General features: G+C 67.9%; 18 protein-coding genes. 11 read left to right on the forward strand and 7 right to left on the reverse strand.

Going from position 1 to position 14,304, the window contains the following annotated elements; genetic code table 11:
* Position 1: 1 nt before the first annotated feature.
* Positions 2 to 1,411 (reverse strand): cysteine--tRNA ligase, encoded by a 1,410-nt coding sequence (gene cysS / locus KB221_11330; GenBank protein WIY68672.1) that lies wholly within the window; start codon positions 1,409 to 1,411, stop codon positions 2 to 4.
* 92 nt (positions 1,412 to 1,503) lie between these two features.
* Between cysS and folE the strand changes: the two genes are divergently transcribed.
* From folE to KB221_11345, 3 genes are all read left to right on the forward strand, one after another.
* Positions 1,504 to 2,121: a GTP cyclohydrolase I FolE gene (gene folE / locus KB221_11335; protein ID WIY68673.1), complete on the forward strand. Its 618-nt coding sequence runs from the start codon at positions 1,504 to 1,506 to the stop codon at positions 2,119 to 2,121.
* 161 nt (positions 2,122 to 2,282) lie between these two features.
* The gene (locus KB221_11340) at positions 2,283 to 2,723 is read left to right on the forward strand and encodes a biopolymer transporter ExbD (GenBank protein ID WIY68674.1); all 441 of its coding nucleotides are present in this window, start codon (positions 2,283 to 2,285) and stop codon (positions 2,721 to 2,723) included.
* A gap of 123 nt (positions 2,724 to 2,846) precedes the next feature.
* Positions 2,847 to 3,281, forward strand: coding sequence for a biopolymer transporter ExbD (locus KB221_11345; protein WIY68675.1), 435 nt, complete (start codon positions 2,847 to 2,849; stop codon positions 3,279 to 3,281).
* Positions 3,282 to 3,299: 18 nt separating this feature from the next.
* Here the strand turns inward: KB221_11345 and KB221_11350 are convergent, their stop codons facing one another.
* The 4 genes from KB221_11350 to KB221_11365 all read right to left on the reverse strand — a co-directional run bounded on the left by KB221_11350 (position 3,300) and on the right by KB221_11365 (position 6,562).
* The gene (locus tag KB221_11350; GenBank protein ID WIY68676.1) at positions 3,300 to 4,223 is read right to left on the reverse strand and encodes a hypothetical protein; all 924 of its coding nucleotides are present in this window, start codon (positions 4,221 to 4,223) and stop codon (positions 3,300 to 3,302) included.
* A gap of 67 nt (positions 4,224 to 4,290) precedes the next feature.
* On the reverse strand, positions 4,291 to 4,833 hold the full coding sequence (locus tag KB221_11355; protein WIY68677.1) for a DUF6468 domain-containing protein: 543 nt from the start codon (positions 4,831 to 4,833) through the stop codon (positions 4,291 to 4,293).
* Positions 4,833 to 5,900, reverse strand: coding sequence for a flagellar motor switch protein FliM (gene fliM / locus KB221_11360; protein ID WIY68678.1), 1,068 nt, complete (start codon positions 5,898 to 5,900; stop codon positions 4,833 to 4,835). The genes KB221_11355 and fliM overlap by 1 nt, the downstream gene beginning before the upstream one ends.
* Before the next feature lie 2 nt (positions 5,901 to 5,902).
* On the reverse strand, positions 5,903 to 6,562 hold the full coding sequence (locus KB221_11365; protein ID WIY70916.1) for a flagellar basal body-associated FliL family protein: 660 nt from the start codon (positions 6,560 to 6,562) through the stop codon (positions 5,903 to 5,905).
* A 176-nt stretch (positions 6,563 to 6,738) separates the two neighbouring features.
* Here KB221_11365 and flgF point away from each other — a divergent pair, with 176 nt between their 5' ends.
* The 8 genes from flgF (at position 6,739) to KB221_11405 (ending at position 13,136) form a co-directional block, all read left to right on the forward strand.
* Positions 6,739 to 7,473: a flagellar basal-body rod protein FlgF gene (gene flgF, locus KB221_11370; protein ID WIY68679.1), complete on the forward strand. Its 735-nt coding sequence runs from the start codon at positions 6,739 to 6,741 to the stop codon at positions 7,471 to 7,473.
* Positions 7,474 to 7,489: 16 nt separating this feature from the next.
* Positions 7,490 to 8,278: a flagellar basal-body rod protein FlgG gene (gene flgG / locus KB221_11375; GenBank protein ID WIY68680.1), complete on the forward strand. Its 789-nt coding sequence runs from the start codon at positions 7,490 to 7,492 to the stop codon at positions 8,276 to 8,278.
* Positions 8,275 to 8,892 (forward strand): flagella basal body P-ring formation protein FlgA, encoded by a 618-nt coding sequence (locus KB221_11380; GenBank protein WIY68681.1) that lies wholly within the window; start codon positions 8,275 to 8,277, stop codon positions 8,890 to 8,892. Before flgG ends, KB221_11380 begins: the two co-directional genes overlap by 4 nt.
* 14 nt (positions 8,893 to 8,906) lie before the next feature.
* Positions 8,907 to 9,641 carry a flagellar basal body L-ring protein FlgH gene (flgH, locus tag KB221_11385; protein WIY68682.1) on the forward strand — a complete coding sequence of 245 codons (735 nt, stop codon included), beginning with the start codon at positions 8,907 to 8,909 and terminating at the stop codon, positions 9,639 to 9,641.
* Positions 9,642 to 9,819: 178 nt separating this feature from the next.
* Positions 9,820 to 10,287, forward strand: coding sequence for a hypothetical protein (locus tag KB221_11390; GenBank protein WIY68683.1), 468 nt, complete (start codon positions 9,820 to 9,822; stop codon positions 10,285 to 10,287).
* Between the two features lie 38 nt (positions 10,288 to 10,325).
* Entirely contained in the window at positions 10,326 to 10,754 is a 429-nt protein-coding gene (locus KB221_11395; GenBank protein WIY68684.1) for a hypothetical protein, read from the forward strand.
* Between the two features lie 15 nt (positions 10,755 to 10,769).
* Positions 10,770 to 11,279 carry a hypothetical protein gene (locus KB221_11400; protein ID WIY68685.1) on the forward strand — a complete coding sequence of 170 codons (510 nt, stop codon included), beginning with the start codon at positions 10,770 to 10,772 and terminating at the stop codon, positions 11,277 to 11,279.
* Positions 11,280 to 11,330: 51 nt separating this feature from the next.
* The gene (locus KB221_11405) at positions 11,331 to 13,136 is read left to right on the forward strand and encodes a DUF885 family protein (GenBank protein ID WIY68686.1); all 1,806 of its coding nucleotides are present in this window, start codon (positions 11,331 to 11,333) and stop codon (positions 13,134 to 13,136) included.
* On the opposite strand, the gene KB221_11410 is transcribed toward KB221_11405, so the two are convergent.
* On the reverse strand, positions 13,133 to 13,474 hold the full coding sequence (locus KB221_11410; GenBank protein ID WIY68687.1) for an MmcQ/YjbR family DNA-binding protein: 342 nt from the start codon (positions 13,472 to 13,474) through the stop codon (positions 13,133 to 13,135). The genes KB221_11405 and KB221_11410 overlap by 4 nt on opposite strands.
* A gap of 2 nt (positions 13,475 to 13,476) precedes the next feature.
* Positions 13,477 to 14,127, reverse strand: a complete 651-nt coding sequence (gene msrA, locus KB221_11415; protein ID WIY68688.1) for a peptide-methionine (S)-S-oxide reductase MsrA — start codon at positions 14,125 to 14,127, stop codon at positions 13,477 to 13,479.
* Positions 14,128 to 14,304: the final 177 nt, after the last annotated feature.

A 14,304-nucleotide genomic window follows, 5' to 3' on the forward strand; every position in this document is an offset into this window, starting at 1 on the left:
GTCAGGTCTTCACCCGCCAGGTCGCGCCCTGGGGCCCGTCCATGACCACGACGTTCAGCGCATTGAGCCGGTCGCGAATGCGGTCCGCCTCGGGCCAGTCCTTGGCCGCACGGGCCGTGGCGCGCTGTTCCAGAAGGCCTTCGACCTCCGTCCGGAGATCGCTGGACACCTCCCCTTCCAGCCATTCCGCCGGATTGGCCTGAAGCACGCCGAGGATCGCCCCGGCCGCGACCAGTTCGCCCTTGGCGCGGGCCACGACGCCGTGGTCGCCCGCGGTCATGGCGCGCTCGATCTCGCTGGACAGGGCGAACAGGCTCGCCATGGCGCCCGGCGTGTTGATGTCGTCCTCGATCGCCTTGAGGAAGTCCTCGGGCGGCTCGTCGCCGTTGGCCTCGACCCCGGCGGCGCGATGCAGCGCGCCGTAAAGCCGGTCCAGCGCCTTGCGGCTCTGGTCCAGCAACGCCTGGTTCCAGTCCAGCGGCTGGCGATAGTGGGCGCTCAGGAGGGCCCAGCGCACCACCTCCCCCGGCATCGCCTTCACCAGATCGTGCAGCAGCAGGACGTTGCCGATCGACTTGGACATCTTCTCGGCGTCGACCGTCAGGAAGCCATTGTGCATCCAGTAGCGGCTGTACTCCGCGTGGGCGTCCGGCGAATGGGCGTGGCCGTGGGCGCAGACGCCCTGGGCGATCTCGTTCTCATGGTGCGGAAACACCAGGTCGATGCCGCCGCCGTGGATGTCGATCGGCAGGCCCAGCGTCTCCTCGATCATGGCTGAGCATTCGATATGCCAGCCCGGACGCCCCGCGCCCCAGGGCGACGGCCAGGACGGCTCGCCCTCTTTCGAAGGCTTCCACAGCACGAAGTCGTGCGGATTCTTCTTGTAGGGCGCGACCTCGACGCGGGCCCCGGCGATCATGTCGTCGAGGTTGCGGCCCGACAGGCGGCCGTAGGTCTCATAGGACGAGACATCGAACAGCACATGGCCCTCGGCGGCATAGGCGCAGCCCTGGTCCATGATCGCGCCGATCTGTTTCACGATCGCGTCCATATGGTCGGTGACGTGGGGCGCGATGTCCGGCGGCGAGACGTTCAGCCGGCTCATGTCCTCCAGATAGGCGGCCTCGTAGCGGGCGGTGACCTCGCCGATCGGCGTGCCCTCGCGGGCTGCCTTCGCATTGATCTTGTCATCCACGTCGGTGACGTTGCGGGCGTAGATCACCTGGTCAGCGCCGTACTGGCGGCGCAGCAGCCGCACGAGCACGTCGAACACCACCGGCGGGCGCGCATTGCCGATGTGGGCATAGTCATAAACCGTCGGGCCGCAGACATAGAGCGTCACCCGGTCCGGATCTCGCGGGGTGAACACACGCTTTTCGCGGTGCAGGGTGTCGTGGATGGTCAGCGGCATAGTGAGGCGGCAGCTTTCAGTTTTCTTGCAGGACGGACCCGCCGTCCCATATAGCGGTCCTGCTGCACAAGCGAACAGCGTCGAGATCAAGAATGAGCGTCATCCCCGTCAAGCCGGTTCTGGTCGGCGACAGCGCCCCTGCCGGGCGTCCGAGCCGCGAGGAGGCCCTCAAGGCCGTCCGCACCCTGCTGGCCTGGGCGGGCGACGATCCCGATCGCGAGGGCCTGCGCGACACGCCCAAGCGGGTGGTCGACGCCTATAGCGAGTGGTTCGACGGCTATGACGCCGATCCGGCCAAGGAGCTGTCGCGGACGTTCGAGGACGTCCAGGGCTATGACGACATGGTCCTGCTGCGCGACATCGAGGTGGAGAGCCACTGCGAGCACCACATGGCCCCGTTCCTCGGCAAGGCCTATGTCGCCTACATCCCGCAGGAGAAGGTCGTCGGCATCTCCAAGCTGGCGCGCGTGGTCGAGATCTTCGCCCGCCGCCTGCAGACCCAGGAAACCCTGACCCAACTGATCGCCGAAGCCATCGAATCAAACCTGCAGCCGGCCGGCGTCGCCATCATGATCGACGCCGAACACCAGTGCATGACGACTCGCGGCGTGCATCACCGCCACGTTTCAACCATCACCACCCGGTTCACTGGCGTCTTCAAGACCGACGCGGCGCTGAAGGATCGCTTCCTGAAGCTTGCGAAGGGCTGATCCGCTCGCCTGAAAGGCGTATTTGGAACAATCCCGGGGCTATGGAACCCCAACCGGACTGAACCCGCTTTACAAGGCGGTTCCGGGACGCCAAGAGACGAACCGAACGTCATAGCTTGCGCTCGCCGCGATCGCGTCGGGCCCGATGGAGAGAGTGACACATGGGCTCCAAACTTTCCGGACCCGCCGGCCAGGGCGGCAAGACGATCGAGCAGAACGCGGACATCAACGTCACGCCGTTCGTCGACATCATGCTGGTGCTGCTGATCATCTTCATGGTCGCCGCGCCAATGGCCACGGTTTCGATCCGCCTCGACCTGCCGCCGGCGACGCCGCCGGCGAACAACGAAAAGCCGAAGGAACCGGTGTACATCACCATCCAGGAAACCGGCTCGATCTTCCTGGCCGATCGCCAGACCACGATCGAAACCCTCGCCGTCGACGTCTGCACGGCCCTCGCCGTCGCCACCGACTGCCGCGAGGAACGCGTCTTCGTCCGCGCCCAGCCGGACGTGACCTACGATCAGTTCATGGAAGTCATGAACACCCTGCAGGAGAACGGCTACTTCAAGGTCGGCCTGCTGAACGAAGACATCGAATAGGCGCCACGCCGCGCTGAACGACCAGAGGCCGCGTCCGACAGGGCGCGGCCTTTCTCGTGGCCGCCATGAAAAGGGCGCCGACAGGGCTGGAACTGTCCCGATCAACCACGGGAGAGACCGGTCATGGGTGCACAACTTTCCGGCCCCGCCGGCCAGGGTGGCAGGACCATTGAGCAGAACGCGGACATCAACGTCACGCCGTTCGTCGACATCATGCTCGTGCTGCTGATCATCTTCATGGTCGCCGCCCCCATGGCGACCGTATCCCTGAAGCTGGATTTGCCGCCGCCCGTCCCCGGAACGATCCCGGAGCCGAAAGAGCCCGTCTACGTCACCATCCAAAGGTCTGGCGATCTCTTCATCGCCGACAGGGCCACGACGATGGAGACCCTTTCGGCCGATGTCTGCGCGGCCGCCGGAGGAGAGCACTGCAGGGAGCAGCGGATATTTGTCCGCGCCCAGCCGGAGGTCACTTACGACCAGTTCATGGCCGTCATGAACGCCCTGCAGGCCAGCGGCTTCCTGCAGGTGGGCTTGCTCAACGAAGACATCGAATAGGGCCTGACGACCGGCGCGCTATTCCACCGACTGCCGCGGCGGAGCCGGGGTGGCGGCGGCCGGAGCCGCATAGGGCCGCTCGCCGGCGGGCTCAGCCGGAGCCGGGGTCGCCGGTGCGGGGGTGCGGGCCGCAGGACGGGCCGCCGGGCGACGGGCCGGTGCACGGGCGGCGCGAGCCGGCGCGGGTGCCGGGGCATCAGCTGCCGGAGCCGGGGCCGGCGCGGGCGCTGCCCCCGCCGCACGCGGCGCGGGTGTGGCGGCGGGCGCGGCGGTCTCGGCCGCGGGTGCAGCGGCTGCAGAGGCAGCAGCCGCGCGGGCGGCCAGCTGCTGGCGCGCCTCAAAGCGGCGGGCCAGCTTCTCGGTCAGGCTCCGTGCGGCGGCGGGCTCCATCTGGGCCATGATCGCGGCCAGTGACCGCGGCCGCATGGCGGCGGCAACCGGCAGGCGGACATCGTCGTCGAGAGTGGCGAAGACGCGCGCAGCCTCGCGGGGACGCATGGCGGAGTAGACCGCCACCAGCCGGTCATTCTCGGCCTTTTCCTGCTCACTGACCTGACCCAGAAGGACGCGCACTTCGGCCTTCACCGCCTCAAGGGCGGCGACCTTGGCGTCCAGCTTCTGCTCGGCCGTCGCCAGCAGCGGCAGCATGGAGGCGAGATCGGCGTCCCGCGCATCCAATTCGGTCCGACGGCCCTGCAACGACTGGATGATGCGGAGTTCGGCCGGCGAAATTCCGGCCTGCTGCGCCAGTTGCTCCGGTGTCAGGGCACAGACGGCGGCTGCGGCGGCCACAGGCGCTGCGGCGGCCCCGGCGGGCGCAACCTCCTCCGCCCAGGCCCGGGCCCCCTCGAACACACCGGGCGCGACGCCGACGGCGCGCACCAGGACCACCCCGCCGATGGCGACGGCGATCAGGGGCAGCAGGCGGGGGATATTGCTCATGGTCGGCGACTCCAGCCCTCAAACCGGCGAACGCAACGCGTTCGCCACAGGGCTACAAAGATGATGCTCAGGCGGCGAAGAGGTCTTCGTCGAGATTGCGTCGGGACTGGTTGAGGCTTTGCTTCGCAGCCTGGTTAGCGGCGCGGCCGGCTGTCAGGGCACCGAGGATGGCGGCGACCGGTGCCGGGGCGCGTGCCGCCGGGGTCATGCCCTGGATGCGTTCCGCCAGGGCGGCCATGCGCAGGGCCCGCTCATCGTCCGCCGCGACGGCCACGGGGGGCCGGGCGGCGACCAGCACGGGCTTCGGCGCTTCCTGGGGCGGCGTGCGTGTGGTGTCCGGCGCACGGGCGATCAGGGCTTCCAGCTGGGCCTTGACCTCACGGGCCTTGACGATGCGGTCGTGCAGCAGATCGGTTTCCTGGCCCGAGGCCCGCAGGCTGGCAAGCGCCGCCTCGGCCCTGCCGGCGGCGGCATTGAGCTCCGTCACGGCGGTGGCGAAGGCCTGCTGGCCGGCACGAAGGGCTGACAGCTTTTTCTCGAGTCGCACGCCGTAGCCGAGCGCGGCCACCAACAGCAGCATCAGCACGCCGTCGAGAATCATTCCGGTCATCAGCGTCTTCCCTTGGTGAGACTGGTCGCGGTTTCGATGCTGATCGGCGATTCAACGCGCACAGCGATATACTGGCCCTTGCGGCCCATCTTGCCGGTCGTGACCGGAATGGAGCCGCAGCGAACCGAAATGTCGGAGTCCGGCGTTGCGTTCAGCATCAGGGTGTCGCCGACCTTCAGGTCCAGCACCTTCGAAAGCGGCACCTGCTGCTCATCCAGAACCGCGCGGACCTCGGTTTCCGTGGTCCAGAGCTCGGTGGCCAGGTGGCCTTCCCAGATGTTGTCGCGGCCGAATTTCTCACCCATGAACTGCTGCAGCAGCATCTTCCGGATGGGCTCGAGCGTGGCGTAGGGCAGCAGCAGCTCAATGCGGCCGCCGCGGTCTTCCATGTCGATGCGCAGCTTGACCAGGATCGCGGCATTGGCGGGGCGGGCGATGGCCGCGAAGCGCGGATTGGTCTCCAGCCGGTCGAGGCTGAAATGCACCGGCGTCAGCGGCTCGAACGCGGCCCGGGCGTCGGCGAGGACGACCTCGACCATTCGCTGGACCAGAACGCGTTCGATCGTCGTATAGGGCCGGCCCTCGATACGCAGGGCCGCGGTGCCGCGACGGCCGCCCAGCAGCACATCCACGATCGAATAGATCAGGTTGGAATCGACCGTCAGCAGGCCGTAGTTGTCCAGCTCCTCGGCCCGGAAAACAGCGAGAATGGCCGGCAGCGGGATGGAGTTCAGATAGTCGCCGAACCGGATCGACGAGATGGTATCGAGGCTGACCTCGACGTTGTCGGAGGTGAAATTCCGCAGCGAGGTCGTCATCAACCGCACCAGGCGGTCAAAGACGATCTCGAGCATCGGCAGCCGCTCATAGCTGACCAGCGCCGAGTTGATGATGGCCCGAATACCGGTCCGCTCGCCGTCTTCGCCATCGCCCAGATCGAACCCGAGGAGGCTGTCGATCTCATCCTGGTTGAGGACGCGTTCGGACAGGGACGACGGACGCGCCTCCTCCGCTCCGGCTTCTTCCCCGAACGGGTCGGCGCTTTCGGCGAAGGCCGCGTCGGTCATGCCTACTGCACCAGCATTTCTTCGATGAGGACGGCGTCCACCTTGCCCGGCGCCGCGATCAGATTGACGCGACGCAGGATCTCGGCGCGCAGCTGGAAGCTGCCGGCTGATCCTGCCAGATCCTCAGGCCGCAGCTCGCGCAGGAAGCCCTGGAACATGTCCTGCATCCGCGGCATCTCGGCCTGGAGCTGCTCGGCCACATGGGCGTCGCGGGTCTCGAGGGTCAGCTTCAGCTTCAGGAAGGTCGGCCGGCCGTCCGGTGCCTGGATGTTCACCACCATGTCCGGCAAGGTGAAGAAGGTGACACCGTCCGGACCCTCCGCGATCACGCCCAGAGATGCATCCGCAGGCCCGTCGGCGGGCGCGCCGTGGCCCCCGCCCTTTTTCTCGGCCTTCTTGTCATGGCCGCCCTTCTTCTCCGCGCCATGCTCGCCCTCTTCGGCAGCGGCCGGCTTGGGCTGCATCATGAAGAAGGCCGCGGCTCCACCGCCGCCCAGCACCACCACGGCGGCGGGGATCACGATGAACAGCAGGGGGAGCTTCTTCTTTTTCGGCGCAGCGCCGTCCTCGCCTTCGGCGGCGGCCCCATCGGAAACGGCAGGCAGGTTTGCAGCCTCGTCGCCGCCCTCCTTCGCGCCTTTCTTCTTGCCGAATTTCAACATGGACCACGCCCCGAGAATCTCTCGGTCCATACGAACGTTTTTTGGTTAACGAGCCGCTAAGAACCGGCAAATCCTGCCGGGTGATCGGGGAGCAATTCCAGGGCAAATGCCCGCCCTCACTGGATTAACCCTGTTGGCACGGGCGTTGCGAGGGGAAAGCCGAAAGGAGCCGCCCCGTGGAAAACGCCGCCTATGTCGGACTGTCACGCCAGATGACGCTGCGCCGCGAGCTCGACATCGTGGCCAACAACATCGCCAATGCGGACACCACCGGCTTCAAGGTCGAACAACTGCTGCTCGGCGCCGAGATCGGCGAGCGGGCCCGCAACGCCTTCGTCCGGCCCGGCGTCAGCTTCGTGCTGGATAACGGCATCGGCCGTGACTACGGCCAGGGCTCACTGGAACAGACCGGCCGCAATCTGGACTTCGCCATCGAGGGCGAAGGCGCGTTCTTCAAGCTCGATGACGGCGCCGGCGAGGCCTACACCCGCGACGGTGCCTTCACCCTTGACCCCGAAGGCCGCCTGACCACCGAGGGCGGCGCGGCCGTTCAGGGCGACGGCGGCGACATCATTCTGGACCGCGCACTGGGCGAGCCCACCGTGGCTGCCGACGGCACGATCAGCCAGAACGGAAATCCGGTCGGTCGCCTTTCGGTCGTTCGCTTCGACGCCCTGGCGGCGCTCGAGAAGGGCGGCGACGGCCTGTACCGCAACGCCTCCAACGCCACCGCCATCGAGGCGACCGACGCCCAGGTGCGTCAGGGCATGCTGGAAGGCTCCAACGTCAATCCGATCCTTGAGATCACCAACCTGATCGAGATCCAGCGCGCCTACGAGAGCGTGACGCGGATGATCGAGAACACCAACGACCTGTCACGCCGCGCCGTCGAGCGGCTGGGCCGGGCCTAGAAAGGGAGACTGAGACATGCGTGCGCTCAGAACCGCAGCCTCGGGCATGGCCGCCCAGCAGCTGAACGTCGAGGTCATCTCGAACAACATCGCCAACATGAACACCGTCGGCTTCAAGCGTCAGCGGGCCGAGTTCCAGGACCTGCTGTACCAGAACGTCGAACGCATGGGCGCGCAGTCCTCCGCCCAGGGCACGGTCGTCCCGACCGGCATCCAGATCGGCGCGGGCGTGAAGGCCGGCAGCGTCTATCGTATCACTGACCAGGGCTCGCCGACCCAGACCGGCGGACGCTACGACGTCGCCGTCGACGGCCGCGGCTATTTCCAGGTCCTGCTCCCGTCGGGTGAGACCGCCTTCACCCGGGCCGGCAATTTTGCCCTCAATGGCGAGGGCCAGCTGGTCACCGATGACGGCTATGCGGTTCAGCCGAACATCTCGATCCCGCAGGACGCGGTGGATGTCACCATCTCCAAATCCGGACAGGTCCAGGTCATCACCGCCGGCACGACCGAGCCCTCCATCGTCGGCCAGCTGGAGCTGGCCAGCTTCTTCAACGAGGCAGGGCTGGAAGCGATCGGCGACAACCTGCTGATGGAGACCGCCGCTTCCGGTGCCGCCAACGTCGGCACGCCGGGCGATGTCGGCTTCGGCCAGTTGCTGCACGGCTATACGGAAGCCTCGAACGTGGACGCCGTCGCCGAGATCAGCGCCCTGATCATCGCCCAGCGCGCCTATGAGATGAACTCCAAGGTCATCACCACCGCTGACCAGATGCTGTCGGTCAGCGCGCAGGTGAAATCGTGAGGTCCCTGATCGTCGGGGCCGTCGCCGCCCTGATGCTTGCCAGTGCCGCTGTCGCAGGGCCGGTCACGCTGAAAGCCAATCCGGTCGACAGCGACGGCCGCGTGACCTTTGGCGATCTGTTCGACGGCGCGGGCGCGGCTTCCGATGTCGTGGTCGGCACCCGTGCGGGCCCTTCGATCGTGTTCGAGGCCGGCCAGCTCCAGAGCCTTGCGCGCCAGTCCGGGCTGGACTGGGCAAATCCGTCCGGGTTGCGCCGCGTGGTCGTGCGAAACGCGGCCGTCGCGCCCGCGCCCGCCCCCCCGGCTTCCGTTTCGGCCTCTGTCGCCAACGCCGTTCCGCCTGTCGTGGCCGCCCGGCCCCAGCCCGTACGCGCGGGCCTGGCCGAGCGCGTTATCGCCCGCAATGACATGGTCGAGGTCGCCTATGAGGTCGGCGGCGTCCGTCTGACCATCACCGGTCGCGCCGAGGGCAATGCGGCCGTCGGCCAGCGCCTGGCGGTTCGAAACCTCCAGTCGAACCGCACCATCGACGCCGTCGCCATCGGCCCGGGCCTGGCCCTGGCCGGGCCCGCCGCCCAGGACGTCCGCGCCACCCAACAGCTCGCCGCCCGATAGAGGGATACAGTTCCATGCGTACCGTCCTGATCGTCACCGTCGCCGCCCTCAGCCTCGGGGCCTGCTCCACCGCCGTCGAGGCCGTGCGCGGTCCGGAACTGGCACCGATCGGCTATCCGGCAGCCCTGGTCCCGACCACCCAGGCCTACCTCCCCTCGCCCGAACAGCAGCACGCTGACCGTGCCGCCAGCGCCAACAGCCTGTGGCGCGCCGGAGCCCGGACCTTCTTCGGCGACCAGCGCGCCCGTCGGATCGGCGACATCCTCACGGTCAATATCGACATTGACGATCGTGCCCAGACCCAGAACACGACGGCCCGCAGCCGGACCAACGACATCTCCGGCGGCGTGACGAATTTCTTCGGCCTCGAGAACAGCCTGGGCCAGGCCTTCCCGGGCGGATTCGATCCGGCCACTCTGGTCGGGATCGAGGGCGCGTCGAACTCCAACGGCTCCGGCTCGGTCAACCGGTCCGAAAAGGTCAGCCTGACCATTGCGGCGGTCGTGACCGACGTCATGGTCAACGGCAATCTGGTCATTCAGGGTCGGCAAGAAGTGCGCACCAACCGTGAGGTCCGCGAACTGACCGTCGCCGGGATCGTCCGGCCCGAGGACATCAGCTCGGCCAACACCATCGCCCATACCCAGATCGCCGAGGCCCGCATCAGCTACGGCGGCCGGGGTGACATCAGCCGCGTCCAGGCCACGCCCGCCGCCCAGTCGCTGGTCGAGCGCTTCAGCCCGTTCTGAGTTTGGGCCGCGGTCACAGGGCTCCGCCCTGTCGATCCGACGCGGCCTCGCTGCGTAAGGCTGTTCGTCGAACGCGCGATAAATTCGTCACAGCCCTGAGCGGGCGGGGATGCGTCCAAGCGGGGCCGTGAACCGTTAATGGAATGTAGCGTTTCGCAACCAGACGCGAGATTCCCTTATGCTCAAGATCGCTATTCCAGCCGTCGCCGCCCTCGGGCTGATCGCCTTCGCCGCCCGGTCGCAGGCGACCAGTCTCGACGTTCAGAGCATCGCCGCGCCGATGGGATGGCATCTGAGCCACGAAGGCTCATTGGCGAAACTGGCCTATGGCGTTGAAAACTCGGATCAGCTGGCTCTGATGCTGACCTGTGAGCGGGGTCAGACCCAGGCGATCGTCTACGGCGACGTCCAGCCCGCCGGCCCCCGGGTGCTCAAGGCGTCCAGGACCTCCGCCATCGATCCCCTCAGCGGCGACCTGGCCGGCGAGACCCGGATCTCGGTCCGCGATCCGGCGCTGCAACAACTGGCCCGAAGCGGCAAATTGGCGGTCGAGGCCGAGGCGGGCCCGTTCGAACTGTCGGCCAGCCCGGCCGAACGCCGCCTGATCGGCGACTTTTTCGCCTATTGCGGTTCCGACCGCGTCTGACCACAACAGTGGCCGGACCTTTCAGCGGGGGCTGAGCCATGATCGCCTTGTTCGTCATAGCGGCCCTGGCCGCGCAAAGCCCGCCGCCAGAGTCAGCCTGGACCTGGACGCTCTACAGCGACGCCGAGCCCGTGGTTCTCGCGCATGAGGTCCCGGACACCGCCGATCTTCGCACGACCCTGGAATGTGATCCCGGCACCAGTGTCGCGCGTCTGACCCTTTACGGCGGCCCGGCCCTGACCGGCATGGCGCGGGTCACCGCCGGTGAATCTTCGGCCGTTGCCGAGGCGGCGGCAGCGAGGGCCGGTGCCACCAGACTGGCGCTGCGAACGGATCATCCCGTATTCGCCGCCTTTGCCGTTGATGGGCGGATGGCGATCGTCATTGGCGGTGAGCGCCGCCCGGTCGATATCCCCGCGGCGCATCTTGCCAAGCTGCGCCGGTTCGCGGAACTGTGCTCGGGCTGATTGCCGGAGACGTCCATGCGCGCCCCAGCCCTGATCATCCTCGCCGGCCTGGCACTCGGCGCCGCAGCCTGCGCCACGGTCGAAACGCCGACTGAGGCGGCACCGGGCGTTGAGTCATCCGGCGCGCCGGTGCCGGTGGCCGACCACGACTGGTTCTACCATCGCGACGGAAGCGAGGCCCGGCTGGTCTATGGTCTGGCAGAGAGCGATGACCTCCGGCTGGGACTGGACTGCAGCCAGGGCAGCGGGCGTCTGGCGCTGAGCGCGGTCGGCGGTCCGGACGCGAAGCCGGAAATCTACATTGAAGCGGGCGGCGAGACGGCGCGGTTTCCCGCACTGTCAGAGCCCTCCCAGCTGAACGACGGCGTGTTTCTGACCGCGGACGCTGACGCGGATGCGCCTGTGTTCCAGCGCTTCCGGCGGGTCGGCTGGCTGGCCCTGTGGCTGGACGGGGAGCGGCAGGCCTATGCCCCCCAGCCGGAGTCGGCACCCAATATCGAACGGTTCTTCGCCTTCTGCGGTTGACGCAGCGGCTCCGCTCCGGTGCAGTCCCGCCCGATCCGGGAGAGGGACCTCATGAAACGCGTTATCACTGCCTGCGCCGTCGCCGTACTCACCGCCGCTGCGACTCCTGTTTTCGCCGGCGCTGCACCGGTTCAGGCCGAGGCCGTCCGCAATGCCGAGAACCCCGCCCTCGCTGCCGTTCTGGCGGACTACGAGACGTATCTCCGCGCCGTGGATCCGATCAATGCGGGCATGGAGGGCGACCGGGCGGCCCTGTCGCGTCTGCCCGACAGCTCCCGCGCCTTCGAGGTGGCACAGGAGCCCGTGCTCCGGGGATTCGCCGACCGCCTGGCCGCGATCGACCCGGCCGGCCTGAGCGAGGATGACCGGCTCAACCACAATTTCCTGACCTATGTGCTTCAGCGTTCGATCGCCCGGATCCCGCTCGACACCGGCCGGATCGACGCCTTCAACTCCGAGGGCGGTCCCGGGCAGAACCTGGCCTATGTCGCCAGCGTCACCCGCATCGCCACCGTCGCTGATGCCGAGGCCTGGATCGCCCGGCTTGAGGCCATGCCGGCGAGCTATGCCGCTCCCCTGGCCAACGCCCGCCGCGGACTCGAGACCGGCCTGGTCCAGCCGCGCTCCATCGTCGAGAACGCCCTGACCCTGATCGGGCCGGAGGCGGCGCTGACCCCGGACGCCGACCCGCTTCTCAAGCCGTTCGCGACCCTGCCCGCCTCCATTCCGGCGGCCCAGCAGGCGGCCCTGCGCGCCCGGGCCGCCCGGGTCGTGGCCGACAGCATCATGCCTCAGCGGCGCGAGTGGGCGCGGTTCCTGCGCGAGGACTATCTGCCCCGCGCGCCCGAGACCCTGGGCCTGGTTCACCGGCCGGGCGGGCGCGAGATGTATGCCTATCTGGTGCGCGGCTACACCACGACCGACCTGACGCCCGACGAGGTCCACGCCATCGGTCTGGAAGAGGTCACCCGCATCCGCGCCCGCATGGATGTCGAGATGCGGGCCGCCGGCTGGACCGGTGATTTCGCAGGCTTCCTCAACTTCCTGAGGACCGATCCCCAGTTCTACACCACCACACGTGAGGACCTGATGGAGAAGGCGTCGGAGATGGCCAAGCGGGCCGACGACGGCCTCCCGGCCCTGTTCGGAACCCTGCCCCGCCTGCCCTATGGCGTCCGCCCGGTGCCGCGCGAGATCGAGGCCAACTACACCACCGGCCGCTACAATCCCGGCTCCGTCGAGAACGGCGTCGCCGGCGGCTATATGGTCAACACCTCCAGCCTGAACCAGCGCGGCCTGTACGAACTCCCGGCCCTGACGCTGCACGAGGCCGCCCCCGGCCACCACATCCAGATCGCGCTGCAGCAGGAGGCCGAGGACGGCCCCTATTTCCGCAAGAGCGTCGACGTCACCGCCTTCACCGAGGGCTGGGGCCTTTACTCGGAATTCCTCGGCGAGGAGATGGGCTTCTACCGCACGCCCTATGAGCGGTTCGGCCGCCTCAGCTACGAGATGTGGCGCGCCTGCCGGCTGGTCTCGGACACCGGCATCCACTGGCTCGGCTGGGACATCGAACAGGCCCGCGCCTGTTTCCGGGATAACTCGGCCCTCGCCCCGCTGAACATCGAGACCGAGCTGCAGCGCTATATCGGCTGGCCGGGCCAGGCCACGGCCTACAAGATCGGCGAGATCCGGCTGCGGGCGATCCGCACCCGGGCGGAGGCCGAACTGGGCGATCGCTTCGACATCCGCCGCTTCCACGACGCCCTGCTGGTCGACGGCCCCCTGCCGATGGCCCTGCTGGACGCGCGGATGGACCGCTGGATCGCGGAAGAGAAGGCGCGGCCCGCCGACTAGAGGCCGAGCGCGGCCCGCACCTTCTTCGTCAGCTTCGCCGCGACAATGCCGTGGGCGATGGCCAGATGTTCGGCCAGATCGGCGTCCGGCCAGTCGGCCGGATCATCCAGATGCACCCATTTGGCGCGGGCCAGATAGGGTGCTGGTTTGGCGCGGCCGTCCCCGGTCAGCACCTCGAAGGCGATGTCAGAGACCTTGAACGACAGACCGCCCATGCCCCCGACAATGGCGAACATCTTGCCGCCGACCTTGTAGGCGTCGTGATCGTCGCCGAACGGGTGGTCCAGCGTCGCGCCGGGCAACGCCAGGCACAGCTTGCCGACCCCCGCGCGGTCCATGATCAGGCCTCCACGCCCACACCGATCGGGCAGACGACGCCCGTCCCGCCGATGCCGCAATAGCCGGCCGGATTCTTGGCGAGATAGCCCTGGTGATAGTCCTCGGCGAAATAGTAGGGGCCCGCCGGCGCGATCTCGGTGGTGATGGTCCCGCGCCCGGCCGCCGACAGCGCCACCTGGTAGGCGTCGCGCGAGGCCCCGGCCTCCGCCCGCTGTTCGTCGGTCAGCCAGTAGATCGCCGAGCGGTAGGTGGTCCCCACGTCATTGCCCTGGCGCATGCCCTGGGTCGGATCGTGGTTTTCCCAGAAGGCCTTGAGCAGTTCGCCGTAGCTGATCTCCTTCGGATTGAAGACCACCTGCACCACCTCGGCATGGCCGGTGCGGCCGGTACAGGTCTCCTCATAGGTCGGATTGGGCGTGATCCCGCCCGAGTAGCCGACCGAGGTCACCCAGACGCCCGGCAGCTGCCAGAAGATCCGCTCCACGCCCCAGAAGCAGCCCATCCCGAGGATAGCCGTCTCGAACCCTTCAGGATGCGGCCCCTTCAGGGGCCGTCCGGTTACGAAATGGACCTCGTCGGTCTGCAGGGGCGTCGCCCGCCCCGGCAGGGCCTCGGCCGCGGTCGGGATTTCGTGGGATTTCTGGAAAAGCATGGCGGGACTCCCTGGCAGGCCACGGTCAGAAGGCCGGGCCTTCCCGATCCGACGCGGCCGGTCGAATGATCATTCTTCCATATGGGGCCTCATGAGCCGCTTGCCGAGGGGGTCCGGGTGTTCTATCAGCCTCGCCTCGCGCCGGATCGACCTCCGGCGTGCTGCGAAGGCCCTCGG

Origin of the sequence: Aquidulcibacter paucihalophilus, from assembly GCA_030285985.1 — a bacterium.
Classification (GTDB): Bacteria; Pseudomonadota; Alphaproteobacteria; order Caulobacterales; family Caulobacteraceae; genus Brevundimonas.